This is a genomic window from Nocardia higoensis NBRC 100133, assembly GCF_000308595.1.
Taxonomy (GTDB): domain Bacteria; phylum Actinomycetota; class Actinomycetes; order Mycobacteriales; family Mycobacteriaceae; genus Nocardia; species Nocardia higoensis.
Window position 1 is genome coordinate 17,482 of record NZ_BAGA01000176.1, and the last position, 14,329, is coordinate 31,810.

A 14,329-nucleotide genomic window follows, 5' to 3' on the forward strand; every position below is an offset into this window, starting at 1 on the left:
CCGGGAGAGCGGGGTCGCGATGGAAACCTTCGAGCAGCGTTGCCGTTTCGACGGACAGCGGGTCGTGGTGACCGGCTGCGCGTCGGGCATCGGCGCGAGCGTCGTCGCCGAACTGCGTCGCCTGGGTGCGCGGGTCGTCGGGCTCGACCTGCGCCGTCCGGCCTGCCACGACGAGCCGGACGAGTTCCTCGAGATGGATCAGGGCGATCCCGCGTCCGTCGACGCCGCCGTCGCGCGGATCGGCTCGCCGGTCGACGCGCTGTTCAATGTCGCGGGCGTGTCCTCCGGCATCGGCGACCCGCTGCGTGTGATCGCGGTGAACTTCCTCGGCATGCGCCAGTTCACCGAGGCGATCGTGGCGGGCATGGAGCCGGGGGCGGCGGTGGTCGGCGTGTCCTCGCTGGCCGCCTCCGCCTACCGCGAGAACCGTTGGGACACAGCGGGCCTGGTGGACACCGGTTCTTTCGCCGAGGGGCTCGCCTGGTGCGAGCGCCATCCCGGGATCGTCGCCGACGGTGGTGGCTACCGCCTGTCCAAGGAGGCGCTGATCCTCTACACCATGCGGCGTTCGGTCGAACTCGCCGCCGCGGGCATCCGGATCAACTGCACCGGCCCCGGCGTCACCGACACCCCCATCCTGGATCAGCTGCGCACGGCGTACGGCTCGCAGTACCTCGACGGCATCCCCAAGCCGCTCGGCCGCTCGGCGGACCCGGGTGAGCAGGCAGCCGCGCTGCTCTTCCTCAACAGCCGGGCGGCCGCCTACATCACCGGACAGGTGTTGTGGGTCGACGGCGGCAATCTCGCCGCACGACTGGCGAGCGAACTGGCCGGCCCCGCCCCGGCCACCCGGCACTGACTGGAAGGAACACACCACCGTGGCAACTCTCACCGACTTCTACAAACTCGCCGAACGCGTCAGCAACTGGGGCCGCTGGGGATCCGACGACGAACTCGGCACCCTGAACTTCATCACCCCGGCCAAGATCGCCGCCGCCGCGGGCCTGGTCCGGCACGGCAAGGTCTTCCCGCTCGGCATCGACTTCGGCTCCTCGGGCCCGCAGGGCGCCTTCCAGTTCCGGCAGAACCCGACACACGTCATGACCGTCGACGGCGGCGATGCGCAGACACTCACCGAGTACGGCCCGAAGTGGTTGCGCAACACCGTCGCCGGTGAACTGAGCGGCTTCTTCGCCGACAACCCGTTCCGCTTCAACGACGATCTGCTCATCATGCCGCTGCAGGCCGCCACCCAGTGGGACGCCTTCTCGCACGTCTACTACGGCGACCAGCTCTACAACGGCTTCCCCGCGAGCTCGGTCACCAGCCAGGGTGCCTTCCACTGCGGCATCGACAAAGTCGACGGCAAGGGCATCACCGGCCGCGGCGTCCTGCTCGACATGGTGAAATATCGTGGCGCGCAGACCTATCTCGCGCCGGGCACGCCCATCACCGCCGACGAGCTCGACGAGTGCGCGAAACGCCAGGGCGTCGCCATCGAATCCGGCGATATCGTGCTGGTGCGCACCGGCTGGTGGAACCGCTACCTGGAAGCGGGCGACGGCGCCGAACCATATTCGGGCCTGGACTGGACCTGCGCGCTGTGGCTGCACGAGCACGAGATCGCCGCGGTGGCCGCCGACAACCTCATGGTGGAGGACCCCACCTCCGGCGTCGAGGGCACCTTTCTGCCGATGCACATGCTGTGCCTGCGCGATATGGGCCTGATGCTCGGCGAGTACTGGGATTTCACCGCGCTGGCCGCCGACTGCGCCGCCGACGGCGTCTACGAGTTCCAGCTGATCGCGCCGCCCCTGCGGGTGATCGGCGCCGTCGGTTCCCCCATCAACCCCATCGCCATCAAGTAGGTGCGCGCCGAGCAGGAGGGTCCGGCCATGTCCGCAACCACCACCAGTGCCACAACCGCGCACGTCACCGTCGAGGGCGGGAGCGGGCCGTTCGTCGTCGGCCTCGGCGGCACGCTGCGCGCGGGCTCGTCCACCGAACGCGCCCTGCGCGACTGCCTGGCGGCCGTGCGGCGTCGCGGCGGCCGGACCGCCCTGTTCAGCGGTGCGGACATCAATCTGCCGATGTACAACCCGCACGACACCCACCGTACCCCGGCCGCGCTCGCGCTGGTCCAGGCGCTGCGCGCGGCCGACGCGGTGGTCATCGGTTCACCCGGCTATCACGGCGGCGTGTCCGGTCTGGTCAAGAACGCCCTGGACTACGTCGAGGACATGCGCGGCGATGCCACCGTCTACCTGGACAACAAGCCGTGGGGCTGCATCAGCTGCGCCTTCGGCTGGCAGGCCGCCGTCGGCACGCTCGGCCAGCTCCGCGTGATCGGGCACGCGCTGCGTGCTTGGCCGACCCCGCTCGGCGTGGCCATCAATTCGGCCGAACCGGTGTGGGACACCGACGGCGTGCTCGTCGACGAGAACATCGGCAACCAGCTGGACCTGCTGGCCGCCCAGCTGCTGTCGTTCGTGCCCGCGGGCGGATCGCGCCGGTGAGCGGAGGATCGATGACAGCCCGGCGCACGGTGACAGTGGACGGCGCCCGCACCAGCTTCCTCGAAGCGGGCGCGGGCGAGCCGGTCGTGCTGCTGCACGGCGGGGAGTTCGGCGCGAGTGCCGAGCTGGGCTGGGAGCACACCATCGAGGCACTCGCCCACCGCTACCGCGTGATCGCCCCCGACATGCTCGGCTACGGCGACTCCGCCAAGGTCGTCGACTTCACCGACGGCCGCGGGCTGCGGATCCGCCACATCGCCCGGCTGCTGGACGTCCTCGGCCTGGAATCTGCCTATTTCGTGGGCAATTCGATGGGCGCGGTCAACCTGTTCGTCGACGCGACCGCCGAGCGGCCCCGGCTGCGTTCGCGCGGATTCGTCGCGCTCTGCGGCGGTGGCGAGATCCAGCAGAACGAGCACATGCGCGCCCTCTACGACTACGACGCGACGCTGCCCGCCATGCGCCGCATCGTCGAAGCGCTGTTCCACTCGGAGAGCTACCCGGCCGACGAGGACTACGTGCGCCGTCGCTACGAGTCCAGCATCGTCCCCGGCGCGTGGGAGTCCCTGGCAGCGGCCAGATTCCGCCGCCCGGGCGCCGAGGCGCCGTCACCGCCGTCGAGCGAGCGTGCCTACGAGCGCATCACCGTCCCGGTGCTGGTCGTCGAGGGCGGCGCGGACAAGTTGCTGCCGCCCGGCTGGGCGGCGGAGCTGGCGGCGCGGATCTGCGGCGGCGAATCGGCCGTCGTGGCGTCGGCCGGGCACTGCCCGCAGATCGAACAACCGGCCGTGGTCAACGGACTGCTGCTGGACTTCCTGGACCGGCACTCGGCGGCGGTGCGTGAACCACTTCCGGTCGGGGCGCCGGCCGGTCGAGAGGACAAGAGATGACAGGGGAATTGGCAGGCCGGGTCGCGGTCGTCACCGGCGGCGCTTCGGGCATCGGCGCGGCGATCGTCGCGGCCTTCGTGGCCGAGGGCGCGAACGTGGTGGTGGCCGACACCGACACCGAGACCGGCGCGGCGTCGATCGCCGGATACAGCGCCGCGGCGGTGTTCCGGCACGTGGACGTGGCCGACCCGGCGCAGGTCGCGGCACTGGTCGACCACGCCGTCGCCACCTTCGGCGACCTCGACGTGATGTGCAACAACGCCGGCATCTCCGGCACCATGCACCGCAGCTTCCTGCACGACGACCTCGCCGACTTCCAGCGCGTGCTCGGCGTGAACCTGCTCGGCGTCATGGCGGGGACCCGCTACGCCGCCGGTCACATGGCCGGACACGGCGGCGGCTCCATCATCAACCTCACGTCCGTCGGCGGCATCCAGGCAGGCGGCGGCGTGCAGACCTACCGCGCCTCCAAGGCCGCGGTCGCGCACTTCACCAAGTCCGCGGCCATCGAACTGGCCCAGTACGGCATCCGCGTCAACGCCATCGCCCCCGGCAACATCCCCACCCCGCTGCTCGAGTCCTCGGCCCGCAGGATGCCCGACGGGCTGGGGGAGCGGTTCATCAAAGCCATGCGCGCGAACATGGCGGCCGATCGCCCGCTGCCGGTCGAAGGGCGTCCCGAGGACGTCGCCGACACGGCCGTCTACTTCGCGAGCGAGCGCTCCCGCTACGTCACCGGAACCGTGCTGCCCGTCGACGGCGGCACCGTGGCGGGCAAACCCCTTCCCGTGCGGGCGAAGTCGAAGGAAGGGGTGCTGGGATGAGCGCAAGGACGAAGCGCACCGGCGTGCTCGTGATCGGTGCGGGCGCTGCCGGCCTGGCCACGGTCGAGGCGCTGCGCCGGGCGGGCTGTCGCGAGAAGATCATCCTGCTCGGCGCGGAAGCCCACCTGCCCTACGACCGCCCGCCGCTGTCGAAGCAGATCCTCACCGGTGCCTGGCGCGCCGAGCAGACCATGCTGCGCCCGCCCCGCATGCTCGCCGAACTCGATGCGCAGGTGGTCCTCGGCACGGCGGCACTCGCGCTGGACGTGGCGACACGGACCGTCCGCACGACCGCCGGCGTCTGGCAGGCGGACCACATCGTGATCGCCACGGGCGCGTCCCCGCGCAGCCTGCCCGGGGTCGCCGCCCCACCCGGCGTCCACGTGCTGCGGACCCTCGACGACGCCCTGGCTCTGCGGGCCGCCTCCGATCGCTGCGAGACCGTAGCGGTCGTGGGGGAAGGGGTTCTCGGCGCCGAGATCGCAGCCACCACAGCTCGACTGGGGCGGGCCGTCACCATGGTCGGCCCGCTGCGCGCGCCGATGGTCACCCAACTCGGCGATCACGTGGCCGACCGCCTCGCCGAACTCCACACACGCCACGGCGTCCGCCTGCAACTCGGCACCGGCGTGCGCGGCTTCACCGAATGCGACGACCGGGTGACCGGCGTCGTCCTCGACACCGGCGCGGTGGTCCCCGCCGACCTGGTCGTGGTCGCCATCGGCGCTGCCCCGTCCACCGGCTGGCTCGACGGCAGCGGTCTGACCGTCGACAACGGCGTCGTCTGCGACCCGGCCTGCCGCGCCGCCGAGAACATCTACGCGGTGGGCGATGTCGCCCGCTGGCAGCACCCCGATACCGGCCGGACCGTGCGCCTCGAGAACCGCACCAACGCGACCGAGCAGGCCTCCGTGGTCGCCGCGGCCATCCTCGGCGGCACCCCCGCCTACCGCCCGATCCCGTACTTCTGGACCGATCAGCTCGGCGTCAAGATCCAGGTCTTCGGCACGGTCACCCCCGAAGCCGAGGCCACCGTCGTCGAAGGCGACCCGGCGGACAACCGCTTCGTCGTCCGCTACGAGAGCGCGGGCGCGGTGACCGCCGTCCTCGGCTGGAACATGCCGAAACAGGCCAGGCTGCACCGTCAGCGACTGGTCGAGGCCGCCGCCGGCTCGCTGCCGTGATCCCCTTCGCTTTCCCAACAGAGAGGCTCCCGATGAAAGTGACTGTCGACCAGGTCAAGTGCGTCGCGGCCGGTCACTGCGTCATGCACGCCGCCGACGTGTTCGACCAGCGAGACGAGGACGGCATCGTCGTCCTGCTCGACGAGAATCCGCCCGCCGACCTGGCCGACGAGGTGCGAACCGCCGCCGCGATGTGCCCGGCCATGGCCATCCAGATCGAGGAGTGAACCAGTGTCCGAAACGCTGACCGACACCAGCACGGCCGCCCAGGCGCCCGAATACCCGATGCCCCGCCCGTCGGCGTGCCCGTTCGCTCCGCCCGAGCAGGCCAAGGCACTGAACCGCTCGGCCCCCCTGAACCGGGTGCGGATCTGGGACGGCAGCACGCCGTGGCTCGTGACCGGCTATCACGAGTACAAGACCCTCATGTCGGACGCGCGGGTCAGCGTGAACGACCACCTACCCGGCTTCCCGGATTGGAACGAGGGCATGCGCGCCATCAAGGACGCCCGCCCGAAATCGGTGTTCACCACCGACGGCGAGGAACACAGCCGCTACCGCCGCATGCTCACCAAGCCGTTCACCTTCAAACGCGTCGCCGCCCTGCGCCCCGGCATCCAGGCCATCACCGACGAACACATCGACCGCATGCTCGAAGGCCCCCGGCCCGCCGACCTGGTCGCCGCCCTGGCCCTGCCCATCCCGACGCTGATGATCAGCGACATGCTCGGCGTCCCCTACGAGGACCACGAGTTCTTCCAGAAGCACGCCACCCTCAACGTCGACCGCTTCGCCACCAGAGAACAAGCCGCCGCGGGCCGCTCGACGCTCGCCAGGTACCTGATCGACCTGCTGAAGCGCAAGCTCGACGAGCCCGCCGAAGACCTGGCCACCGACCTTGCCGAGCGGGTGCGTTCCGGCGAGATCGACATGCGTGAAGCCGCCCAGCTCGGCACCGGCGTCCTGATCGCGGGCCACGAGACCAGCGCCAACATGATCGGCCTCGGCACCCTCGCCCTGCTGCGGAACCCCGGGCAGTGGGCGCTGCTGCGCGACAGCGACGACCCGAAACTCGTCGCAGGCGCCGTCGAGGAACTGCTGCGCTACCTCGGCATCATCCAGAACGGCCAGCGCCGCATCGCCACCGCCGACATCCGGGTCGGCGACATCACCGTCCGCGCCGGCGAGGGCCTCATCTTCGACCTCTCCGCCGCGAACTGGGACGAGCGCGAGTGGCGCGGGCCCGACGAGCTCGACATCACCCGACCCGCCGCCCACCATCTCGGCTTCGGCTTCGGGCCGCACCAGTGCGTCGGCCAGCAACTCGCCCGCGCCGAATTGCAGATCGTCTTCGAAACGCTCGTGCGCCGCATTCCCACACTGCGCCTGGCCATTCCGTTCGACGAAGTCGAATTCAAACACGACCGCCTCGCCTACGGCGTGTACGCGCTGCCGGTCGCTTGGTAGAAGGAGGGACACATCCATGACAACCAGCGCCGCCAGCGACGTCTACTACGACCCTTACGACGTCGAACTGAACGCCGACCCGTACCCGATGTTCAAGCGCCTGCGCGAGGAGTCCCCGCTGTTCTACAGCGAGAAGCACGACTTCTACGCTCTGTCCCGCTTCGAGGACGTCAACGCCGCCCTCGTCGACCACGAGACCTACAGCTCCGCCCGCGGCGCCATCGTCGAACTGATCAAAGCGAACATCCCCATTCCGCCCGGCGTCCTGATCTTCGAGGATCCCCCGGTCCACGACATCCACCGCAAACTCCTCTCGCGCATGTTCACCCCGCGCAAGATCGCCGCGCTGGAAGCGAAGATCCGCGAATTCTGCGTCGCCGGCCTGGATCCGCTGATCGGCACCGGCAGAATCGATTTCATCGCCGACATCGGCGCCCAGATGCCGATGAAGACCATCGGCATGCTCCTTGGCATTCCCGAAGAGGACCAGGAAGCCATCCGCGATTTCGCCAACGACCAGATGCGCACCGAAGAAGGCAAGCCGATGAAGGCCGCCTCCGAAGGCCTGCCCACCGGCGAAATCTTCGAACGCTACCTCGAATGGCGCGTCGAGAACCCCTCCGACGACATCATGACCGAGTTGCTGAATGTCGAGTTCGAAGACCAGCACGGCGTGGAGCGCAAACTCACCCGCGAGGAACTTCTCACCTACATCAACGTGGTGTCGGGCGCGGGCAACGAGACCACCACCCGCCTCATCGGCTGGGCGGGCAAAGTTCTCGCCGAACACCCCGACCAGCGGCGGGAACTGGCCGAGAACCCGCAACTCATCCCCAAAGCCATCGAAGAACTCCTGCGCTTCGAACCCCCGGCGCCGCACGTCGCCCGGTACGTCACGCGCGATGTGCGGATACACGGCCGGACCGTCCCCGAAGGCAGCGTCATGATGATGCTCATCGGCGCGGCCAACCGCGACCACCGCGTCTACCCACCCGACGGCGACGTCTTCGACATCCACCGCGGCGGCCGCCAGCACCTGTCGTTCAGCGTCGGCACGCACTTCTGCCTCGGCTCGGCGCTGGCCCGACTGGAGGGGCGGATCGCTCTGGAGGAGATCCTGAAACGCTTCCCGGAGTGGGAGGTCGACCTGTCGAACGCGCGATTGTCACCGACATCCACCGTGCGGGGGTGGGAGAGCCTGCCCGCGTCCACCGCGTGACCCGGACCTCACGACCATGCCCGGTCGACCACCGTCGCGGCTGTTGCGGAGGGTGGAACTGTGATCGCCGGCTGAACCGCGGCAACTCAGACGGCGGCAGCCTTCGCCCGCCGCTCGACCAGCAGGTTCTGGGCGAGACGGCCGATGGGACCGTGCGGTGCGTGCAGCACGGCCGCGTTCATGCCGACGCCGTCGCTGCCGACCGAAGCCTCCGCGGCGATGCCCACCCACTGCGCTCGGGGTTCCTCGAACAGGTGCACGGTCAATTCCGTATTGAGGAAGGCGAATTCGGCAGGATCGAGGCGCGCGCCGACCCCGTTGGCGGCGTCGGCGACAGTCATCAGGCGTTCGATGCCGCTGATCTGCTCGCCCGCCACCAGCGGCAGTGTCAGGTTCACCCACGCGACCGTCGGCTCGCCGGGCTGTCCGCCGGGAGCGCCGATCCGCCACTGCATCGCGTTGACGAAGCCCTGCATCGACCAGGCCGAGGACACATCCACGGTACTCAGGTCGGGGGCCTGTTCGGGCAGCTCGAGCGGCGCGTCGGCGCGGCGGACCACATCGTCGGTGGGCTGGTTGGCCAGCCGCCAAGCCGAGGCGGTCGCGGCGGCGCGCCAGGAGCCGTCGGCCTGGCGCGCCTCGAGGACGGCGGACAGCATCTCGATGCGCTTGCCGGGGCGGGTCACCCGCGCGCCGACCCGCACCTCGGCCATGGGGACCGGGCCGAGCAGGTCGACCGAGATCTTGGTCAGGCGCGCGTCCGCGCGCGGCGCGCACCGGTCCATAGCCCTGGTGAGGAGTCCGGAGATCGGCCCGCCGTGCTGGATCGGGCCCCACGGGCCGAGCACATGCTCGGTGGGTGCGAAGCACTCCGAGCCCTCGGCGGCGGATTCGGGACTGTCGATCGGGAGGTAGCAGGCGTCGGTCATCGGGGAAGTTCTCTCTGTGATCGCACCCGGGTCGGTCGGCAGGTGCGGTGGCCGCACCCACTCTATGACAGTCGTTATAGACGCTGTCCGGGACCCCGTGTCCTCACCCCTGGTCCTGCTCGACGACGCTGCGCACAGCCGCCTCGAGCGCCTCGACGGTGCGGTCGAGCGGGTCGATGCTGCGCTGTGCCCGGCACAGTGCGACGGTGCCCTCGATGGCGGCCACCACCAGGGTCGCGGTCCGCGCCGCCGCTTCCGCTGTCGCGCCGTGCTCGCGCATCGACGCGGCCAGCATGTCCGTCCAACGCGTGAACGCCTCGGCTGCCGCCCGCCGCGGCTCGTCACCACTGTCGGGCTGGTCCTCGACCGACACCGCCAGCACCGGACACCCGGCCCGGAAGTCGCTGTCGAGAACGACCTGCCGCCACAGATCCACGAAACCCCGCAATCCGGCGACCGGCCCCGCTTCGAGTTGCTTGCCCAGCGTGCGCACCGTCAGATCGTCGGCGAACCGCACCGCCTCGGCCGCGAGCTGTGTCTTGCCGCCGGGGAAGTAGTGGTAGGTGGACCCGAGCGGCGCCCCGGAATGCTTCGCCAGCTCCCGCACGCTGGTGGCATTGAGCCCGCGCCGACGCAACATGTCGGCCGCGCCGGCCACCATCCGCTCCCGTGCCTGCGTCGACTCCGCCACGATCGCCCGCCTTCCCGGTCCATAACGATCGTTATAGCTTAGCGCCGGTCAGTGTCAGGGCGCTTCCACTGCGGCCCGGTAGCACTCGGTGACATAAGGCATCCCCGTCGGGCGCTCGGCTTCGACCAGTGCCCACACACTGTCGAGCAGTTCCTGCCTCGCGATCGGTGCCATCGTGATGACGTAGCTGCGTGAGGCGACCATGGCGAGGATCTCTTCGGGTGAAGTCGGTTGAGTCCAGCGGAAATCGCGGTGTTCGAGGGCGCCGAACGGCTCGTGCAAGCGGGGAACGCGCTGCCCACCGGCCCCCGCTGTCTCTCGCTCTCTGAGTATGCGGTCCAGCTCGGCGACCCAGGGCTCGGACACATCGCGGGTGTTCCACACGAGACTGAGCAGGCCGCCCGGACGCAGCACCCGTGCCGCCTCGGGAATCGCCAACTCGGGAGTCACCCAGTGCCAGGCCTGCGCGCAGGCTACGACGTCGGCTGTCGCGTCGGGCAGCGGTATCGACTCCGCCGTCCCCATCACCATCTCCACGTCGGGCAGCACCCGGGCGAACTGCTCACGCATCCCCGCCGACGGCTCGACCGCGATGACCGCCCGGCCCGGGGAGAGCAGGGTGCGAGTCAGCTTGCCGGTTCCCGCGCCGACATCGACCACGGTCCGAGCGTCCTCGGGCACCAGCCACGCGACGGCCTCCGGCGGATAAGAGGGCCGCCCGCGTTCGTACTCCTCCGCCGCGGCCCCGAACGAACGTGCCTGGCGGGCCTTGTCCCCATACTCGGCGGTCGACATACCGCCATCCTTCCACGCCCGAGGCCGCCGAACTGCCGTGTCGCGCTTGGGAGCTCTGTCGTCTCGGTCGGTACCGGAACCGCTTTCAGATCTGGGGCAGCGGGACGAGTCCGGTGAGGTAGGTGCCGCTCAGCCCGCCGTCGACGATCAGGGGGTGGCCGTTGATCCACCGGGCTTCCGGCGAAGCGAGGAACAGGATGGCCGAGGCGATCTCGTCGGGCTCGGCATGACGGCCGAGCAGGATCTCGGCGCCGTCGATATTGTCCTCGCCCATCGACTTCCGGAAGTCCTCGAGGATCGGGGTCCGGACCGGGCCGGGCAGAACGGCGTTGATCCGCAAGCCCATCTCGTGGAGAGCGACGCCCATCGTCATGGTGTAGACGGTCGCGCACTCCTTGGAGAAGTTGTAGGCGTTGCCGTCCTGCGGGTTCCGCGCGTACCAGCTCACCGCATCGTCGAACGTGTCCGTGGCGAGGAGCTCTTTGATGGTCTCCAGGCGTTGCGGCCAGCCGAAGCCCGCTGTGGAGGAGACCACCACGACCGATCCGCCGGGCGTGAGCCGTTCCAGCAGCGCCTCGGTCAGGTGCCGCATGCCGAAGACGTTGACGGCCATGACCGTGTCGGCGGGTGCGGTGCCCGGCACTCCGGCGACGTTGAGAAGCGCGTCGAAGGTGCCTTCGAGCCTCGTCACGACCGAGTCGATGCTGCCGACGTCGGCCAGATCGACGGCGTAGTGCGCGGCGACATCGGCAGTCGGCGGATTGCGGTCGAGGCTGACGACCTGGGCGCCCGCGGCGAGAAGCTGCCGCGCCGTGGCATCGCCGATTCCCGAGGCCGCGCCGGTTACCAGGACACGCTTGCCGGTGAAATCGAACATGGAACAACTCCCGCTCGTGTGGGTGATCGGTAGGCGAGACGCCAGGGTGTCAGTGCGCGACCGGGCAGCCGGTCGAGGCGGGCAGACGCTTGACCGCGCCGGCGAAATTGCCGACCAGGAGTTCGGGCTTGCCGAGGGTGAGGTCGGGCACGCGATGGAAGAGCTGGTCGAACATGTGGCGGAGCATCATCTTGGCGAGGAAGCTGCCGAGGCAGAAATGCGGTCCGCCGCCCCCGAACGCCACGTGCCCGTTGGGCTTTCGCGTGATGTCGAACGTCCAGGGAGCAGGGAAGGCGTTCTCGTCACGGTTGGCCGAGGCGTAGTACATGACGATCCAGTCGCCGCGGCGGATCTGCCTGCCGCCGAGTTCGGTGTCCTCGGTGGCGGTGCGTCGGAACGTCATGATCGGCGTGACCCAGCGCAGGACCTCGTCGATCGCGGCGTCGATGCGGCTGTCGAAGTCCTCGAGGAGGTAGGCGAGCTGATCGGGGTGGTCCAGGAATGCCTTGGTGCCCAGACTGATGGTGGTGCGGGTGGTGTCGTTGCCCGCGAACGACATCAGCACGAACATCGAGGCCAGATCCTCGTCGCTGAGCACCTGACCGTCGATCTCGGCCTGCACGAGATTCGACCAGACGTCGTCACGGGGGCACGCACGGGTCAGCTCCGCGAACTCCAGGCCGGTCGACAGCAGACCGAGCAGCGAATCGCTCAGAACCTGTCCGGGTTCGCGACCCGCGGCGACCTCGGGGTCGTTGTAGGCGGCGAGGCTGTCGGCATGATGCGCGGCGTCGTCGCGGTACTCCTGGGGCAGTCCGGCGATGTCGTAGAAGGTGTTCATCGGCATCTGCTTGGAGACATGCTCGACGAAGTCGCCTTCGCCGAGCTCGAGCAGTCGGTCGACGATCTCGATCGCGCGCCGCCGGATCTGCTCGCCGAGCAACTTCACCTGCCGTGGGGTGAAGGCCGCGCTCATCAACTTGCGCATGCGCAGGTGCTCCGGCCCGTCCATGGCCAGGAAGGACTCGGCGGCGGAGCGGAAGTCCTCGGGAACTTCCTCGAGCTGCGTGCCCTCCGAAGAACAGAACAGTTCCGGATGGGTGCTGACATAGCGGACCAGCTCGTTGCTGGTCACAGCCCAGAAACCGGGGATGGTCGGCTCGGCGAGCATGCTGTCGACCGGACGTTGCCAGCTCACCGGACTGCGGCGGCGCAGCTCGGCCAGGCGTTGATCGCGTTGCTCCGGGGTGAGAGCCCAGAAGGCGAGGCTGGAGATGTCGACGGGATCGAAGTCGGGGTACGCGGTCATGGCTTCTCCCTGGAATGTGGCGCGGCGTGTGGTCAGGCGAGAAGGTCGTCGCGGCCGTCGGCTTTCAGCGTCTCGATGTAGACGGGGAAGAGTTGCTTGCTCAGTGGCGCCAGCTTGAGCAGCGTCGCGACATTGCCGTCGACCTTGATCTTTCCCTTGGCCATGGCCATCGGCAGGTTGACCTTGCCCTGCCAGTAGGCATTGCCCACCTCCGCTGCCATGGTCATGACGGCGTTGGGAGCGGCCTCGGCTCCTTCGGGCAGCACCGTGCCCGCGCCCATGTCGACCACGAGGTCCACGTCGGGATCGGTGAAGGTGGAGCGCAGGACGATGCCGGTCTCGGACAGCTTCGCCCGGAGTTCGTCGTCGGCGAAGGCCGACTCGAAGATGCCTCCGATGTAGCGGCGGACTTCGGAGGAGTTGCTGAAGGCCATGGGGACGTCCCTTCTCGGGAAGTGAGGTTTCACCGCAGTGTGCGGTGGGTCACAAATGAAATGTATCATAAGTTATCTTATGAACAAGAGGGTGCGATTCCCGCTCGCCGGGGCTCCGTAGGATCGGGGCGACGACCCAGGAACAGGGGGCTGCTGTGGTGAACAAGGTGGTGGGCCGCGAGGACTACTTCTCGGCGGCGATCGAGATCCTCGCCGAGGCCGACCACGGCGGTCTGAAGCAGTCGACGCTGTGCCGGCGCCTGAGGGTCACAACCGGCTCGTTCTACAACTACTTCGGCAGTTGGGCGGGATTCAAGAGCGAACTGCTGCAGTACTGGCTCGACGAGCGGACCGTGAACCTGGCCGCCGCGGCCCGGGATCTCTCCGATCCGCAGCGGATGCTCCGTGCGCTCACCGACTTCGCCTGCGAGCTACCGCACCGGGCCGAAGCGGCGATCAGGTCGTGGTCGCACAGCGACCCCGAGGTCCGGCGAGTGCAGGAGGCCGTCGACGCGCAGCGCTACCAGGTGGCCTTCGAGTCGGTGCTCGGCATCCTCGGCGACGAGACCGAGGCGGACCACATCACCTGCCTCGGTCTGTTCATCCTCAACGGATATCAGCAGATGCAGCCGATCCGGGACGTGTCGTACCTGCGCCGGGCCTTCGACGAAGTGCTTTCGGGGTTGACTCCCGAGCGGACCCCGCCCGCGGAGTCGGGGGAGTAGGGCCGGCTGTCTGCTCCTCCGCGTGTGCGGAGCGTGGAGTCCGGGATACCCGGCGCCGGCCGCGGCTACTCTGCGCGATGTTCCAGGCATGGAAGGCCCGGCGATCCGATCTTCTCAGCGCACGGTCGGCGGGGAGCTCCGCTGAACTATGTCGACAGCGAACTCGGCATCCGTCGGAAAGGCTCTCGACCCGTTTCGTGAAACTGCCCGGGTCGGCGCGGCGACTCTCCGTCGGCGCCGTCTCGGCTGTCCGTGGATATTCGCTCGATATGCGTTGTGAACTGGGGATTTGACATCGCGCAAAGCCCTGCGTAACTTATTCCAGGTCAGAGCGACACGGACACCGACCCGGAGCCGAGACGCAGAGCTGAAAGGCTCGGCGGGGCGCGGGAAACGAGGTAGGACGAGGAGCGCCTGATCATTACTTAGGGCTCGGCCATAGACCGGATTTTGATCTTGTCGATTGGGT

Annotated in this window: 16 protein-coding genes; 10 read left to right on the forward strand and 6 right to left on the reverse strand. The window is 69.0% G+C overall.

The features are described from left to right. The first annotated feature begins 19 nt into the window (after positions 1 to 19). The 9 genes from ON26_RS28430 to ON26_RS28470 are packed head-to-tail and all read left to right on the forward strand — an operon-like array spanning position 20 to position 8,100. Positions 20 to 859 carry a coniferyl-alcohol dehydrogenase gene (locus tag ON26_RS28430; RefSeq protein ID WP_040800942.1) on the forward strand — a complete coding sequence of 280 codons (840 nt, stop codon included), beginning with the start codon at positions 20 to 22 and terminating at the stop codon, positions 857 to 859. Positions 860 to 878: 19 nt separating this feature from the next. Beyond that, complete coding sequence (locus ON26_RS28435) at positions 879 to 1,868, forward strand: cyclase family protein (protein ID WP_040800943.1); 990 nt, start codon at positions 879 to 881, stop codon at positions 1,866 to 1,868. 27 nt (positions 1,869 to 1,895) lie between these two features. Further along, positions 1,896 to 2,516: an NADPH-dependent FMN reductase gene (locus tag ON26_RS28440; protein ID WP_040800963.1), complete on the forward strand. Its 621-nt coding sequence runs from the start codon at positions 1,896 to 1,898 to the stop codon at positions 2,514 to 2,516. An 11-nt stretch (positions 2,517 to 2,527) separates the two neighbouring features. Next, positions 2,528 to 3,406, forward strand: coding sequence for an alpha/beta fold hydrolase (locus tag ON26_RS28445; protein ID WP_051027799.1), 879 nt, complete (start codon positions 2,528 to 2,530; stop codon positions 3,404 to 3,406). After that, positions 3,403 to 4,230, forward strand: a complete 828-nt coding sequence (locus ON26_RS28450; RefSeq protein ID WP_040800944.1) for an SDR family NAD(P)-dependent oxidoreductase — start codon at positions 3,403 to 3,405, stop codon at positions 4,228 to 4,230. The genes ON26_RS28445 and ON26_RS28450 overlap by 4 nt, the downstream gene beginning before the upstream one ends. Continuing rightward, the gene (locus ON26_RS28455; RefSeq protein WP_040800945.1) at positions 4,227 to 5,414 is read left to right on the forward strand and encodes an NAD(P)/FAD-dependent oxidoreductase; all 1,188 of its coding nucleotides are present in this window, start codon (positions 4,227 to 4,229) and stop codon (positions 5,412 to 5,414) included. Before ON26_RS28450 ends, ON26_RS28455 begins: the two co-directional genes overlap by 4 nt. A 32-nt stretch (positions 5,415 to 5,446) precedes the next feature. Next, complete coding sequence (locus ON26_RS28460) at positions 5,447 to 5,641, forward strand: ferredoxin (RefSeq protein WP_040800946.1); 195 nt, start codon at positions 5,447 to 5,449, stop codon at positions 5,639 to 5,641. A 4-nt stretch (positions 5,642 to 5,645) separates the two neighbouring features. Further along, the gene (locus ON26_RS28465; protein ID WP_040800947.1) at positions 5,646 to 6,881 is read left to right on the forward strand and encodes a cytochrome P450; all 1,236 of its coding nucleotides are present in this window, start codon (positions 5,646 to 5,648) and stop codon (positions 6,879 to 6,881) included. A gap of 16 nt (positions 6,882 to 6,897) precedes the next feature. Next, positions 6,898 to 8,100 carry a cytochrome P450 gene (locus ON26_RS28470; protein ID WP_040800949.1) on the forward strand — a complete coding sequence of 401 codons (1,203 nt, stop codon included), beginning with the start codon at positions 6,898 to 6,900 and terminating at the stop codon, positions 8,098 to 8,100. Positions 8,101 to 8,186: 86 nt separating this feature from the next. Here the strand turns inward: ON26_RS28470 and ON26_RS28475 are convergent, their stop codons facing one another. From ON26_RS28475 to ON26_RS28500, 6 genes are all read right to left on the reverse strand, one after another. Next, positions 8,187 to 9,029, reverse strand: a complete 843-nt coding sequence (locus ON26_RS28475) for a thioesterase family protein (RefSeq protein ID WP_040800950.1) — start codon at positions 9,027 to 9,029, stop codon at positions 8,187 to 8,189. A 103-nt stretch (positions 9,030 to 9,132) separates the two neighbouring features. Further along, on the reverse strand, positions 9,133 to 9,720 hold the full coding sequence (locus ON26_RS28480) for a TetR/AcrR family transcriptional regulator (protein WP_040800951.1): 588 nt from the start codon (positions 9,718 to 9,720) through the stop codon (positions 9,133 to 9,135). A gap of 54 nt (positions 9,721 to 9,774) precedes the next feature. Continuing rightward, positions 9,775 to 10,515 (reverse strand): class I SAM-dependent methyltransferase, encoded by a 741-nt coding sequence (locus ON26_RS28485; RefSeq protein WP_040800952.1) that lies wholly within the window; start codon positions 10,513 to 10,515, stop codon positions 9,775 to 9,777. Between the two features lie 85 nt (positions 10,516 to 10,600). After that, the gene (locus ON26_RS28490) at positions 10,601 to 11,392 is read right to left on the reverse strand and encodes a coniferyl-alcohol dehydrogenase (protein WP_040800953.1); all 792 of its coding nucleotides are present in this window, start codon (positions 11,390 to 11,392) and stop codon (positions 10,601 to 10,603) included. Positions 11,393 to 11,441: 49 nt separating this feature from the next. Beyond that, the gene (locus ON26_RS28495; protein WP_040800955.1) at positions 11,442 to 12,701 is read right to left on the reverse strand and encodes a cytochrome P450; all 1,260 of its coding nucleotides are present in this window, start codon (positions 12,699 to 12,701) and stop codon (positions 11,442 to 11,444) included. A 32-nt stretch (positions 12,702 to 12,733) separates the two neighbouring features. Beyond that, positions 12,734 to 13,135 carry an SCP2 sterol-binding domain-containing protein gene (locus tag ON26_RS28500; RefSeq protein ID WP_040800956.1) on the reverse strand — a complete coding sequence of 134 codons (402 nt, stop codon included), beginning with the start codon at positions 13,133 to 13,135 and terminating at the stop codon, positions 12,734 to 12,736. 155 nt (positions 13,136 to 13,290) lie between these two features. Here ON26_RS28500 and ON26_RS28505 point away from each other — a divergent pair, with 155 nt between their 5' ends. Further along, positions 13,291 to 13,860, forward strand: coding sequence for a TetR/AcrR family transcriptional regulator (locus tag ON26_RS28505; protein WP_174375462.1), 570 nt, complete (start codon positions 13,291 to 13,293; stop codon positions 13,858 to 13,860). Positions 13,861 to 14,329: the final 469 nt, after the last annotated feature.

Excerpts from the sequence above, each read along its gene's own strand:
- ON26_RS28430 (WP_040800942.1), top strand. The coding sequence starts at position 20 with ATGGAAACCTTCGAGCAGCGTTGCCGTTTCGACGGACAGCGGGTCGTG.
- ON26_RS28440 (WP_040800963.1), top strand. The coding sequence starts at position 1,896 with ATGTCCGCAACCACCACCAGTGCCACAACCGCGCACGTCACCGTCGAG.
- ON26_RS28445 (WP_051027799.1), top strand. The coding sequence starts at position 2,528 with ATGACAGCCCGGCGCACGGTGACAGTGGACGGCGCCCGCACCAGCTTC.
- ON26_RS28450 (WP_040800944.1), top strand. The coding sequence starts at position 3,403 with ATGACAGGGGAATTGGCAGGCCGGGTCGCGGTCGTCACCGGCGGCGCT.
- ON26_RS28455 (WP_040800945.1), top strand. The coding sequence starts at position 4,227 with ATGAGCGCAAGGACGAAGCGCACCGGCGTGCTCGTGATCGGTGCGGGC.
- ON26_RS28460 (WP_040800946.1), top strand. The coding sequence starts at position 5,447 with ATGAAAGTGACTGTCGACCAGGTCAAGTGCGTCGCGGCCGGTCACTGC.
- ON26_RS28470 (WP_040800949.1), top strand. The coding sequence starts at position 6,898 with ATGACAACCAGCGCCGCCAGCGACGTCTACTACGACCCTTACGACGTC.
- ON26_RS28475 (WP_040800950.1), bottom strand. The coding sequence starts at position 9,029 with ATGACCGACGCCTGCTACCTCCCGATCGACAGTCCCGAATCCGCCGCC.
- ON26_RS28485 (WP_040800952.1), bottom strand. The coding sequence starts at position 10,515 with ATGTCGACCGCCGAGTATGGGGACAAGGCCCGCCAGGCACGTTCGTTC.
- ON26_RS28490 (WP_040800953.1), bottom strand. The coding sequence starts at position 11,392 with ATGTTCGATTTCACCGGCAAGCGTGTCCTGGTAACCGGCGCGGCCTCG.
- ON26_RS28495 (WP_040800955.1), bottom strand. The coding sequence starts at position 12,701 with ATGACCGCGTACCCCGACTTCGATCCCGTCGACATCTCCAGCCTCGCC.
- ON26_RS28500 (WP_040800956.1), bottom strand. The coding sequence starts at position 13,135 with ATGGCCTTCAGCAACTCCTCCGAAGTCCGCCGCTACATCGGAGGCATC.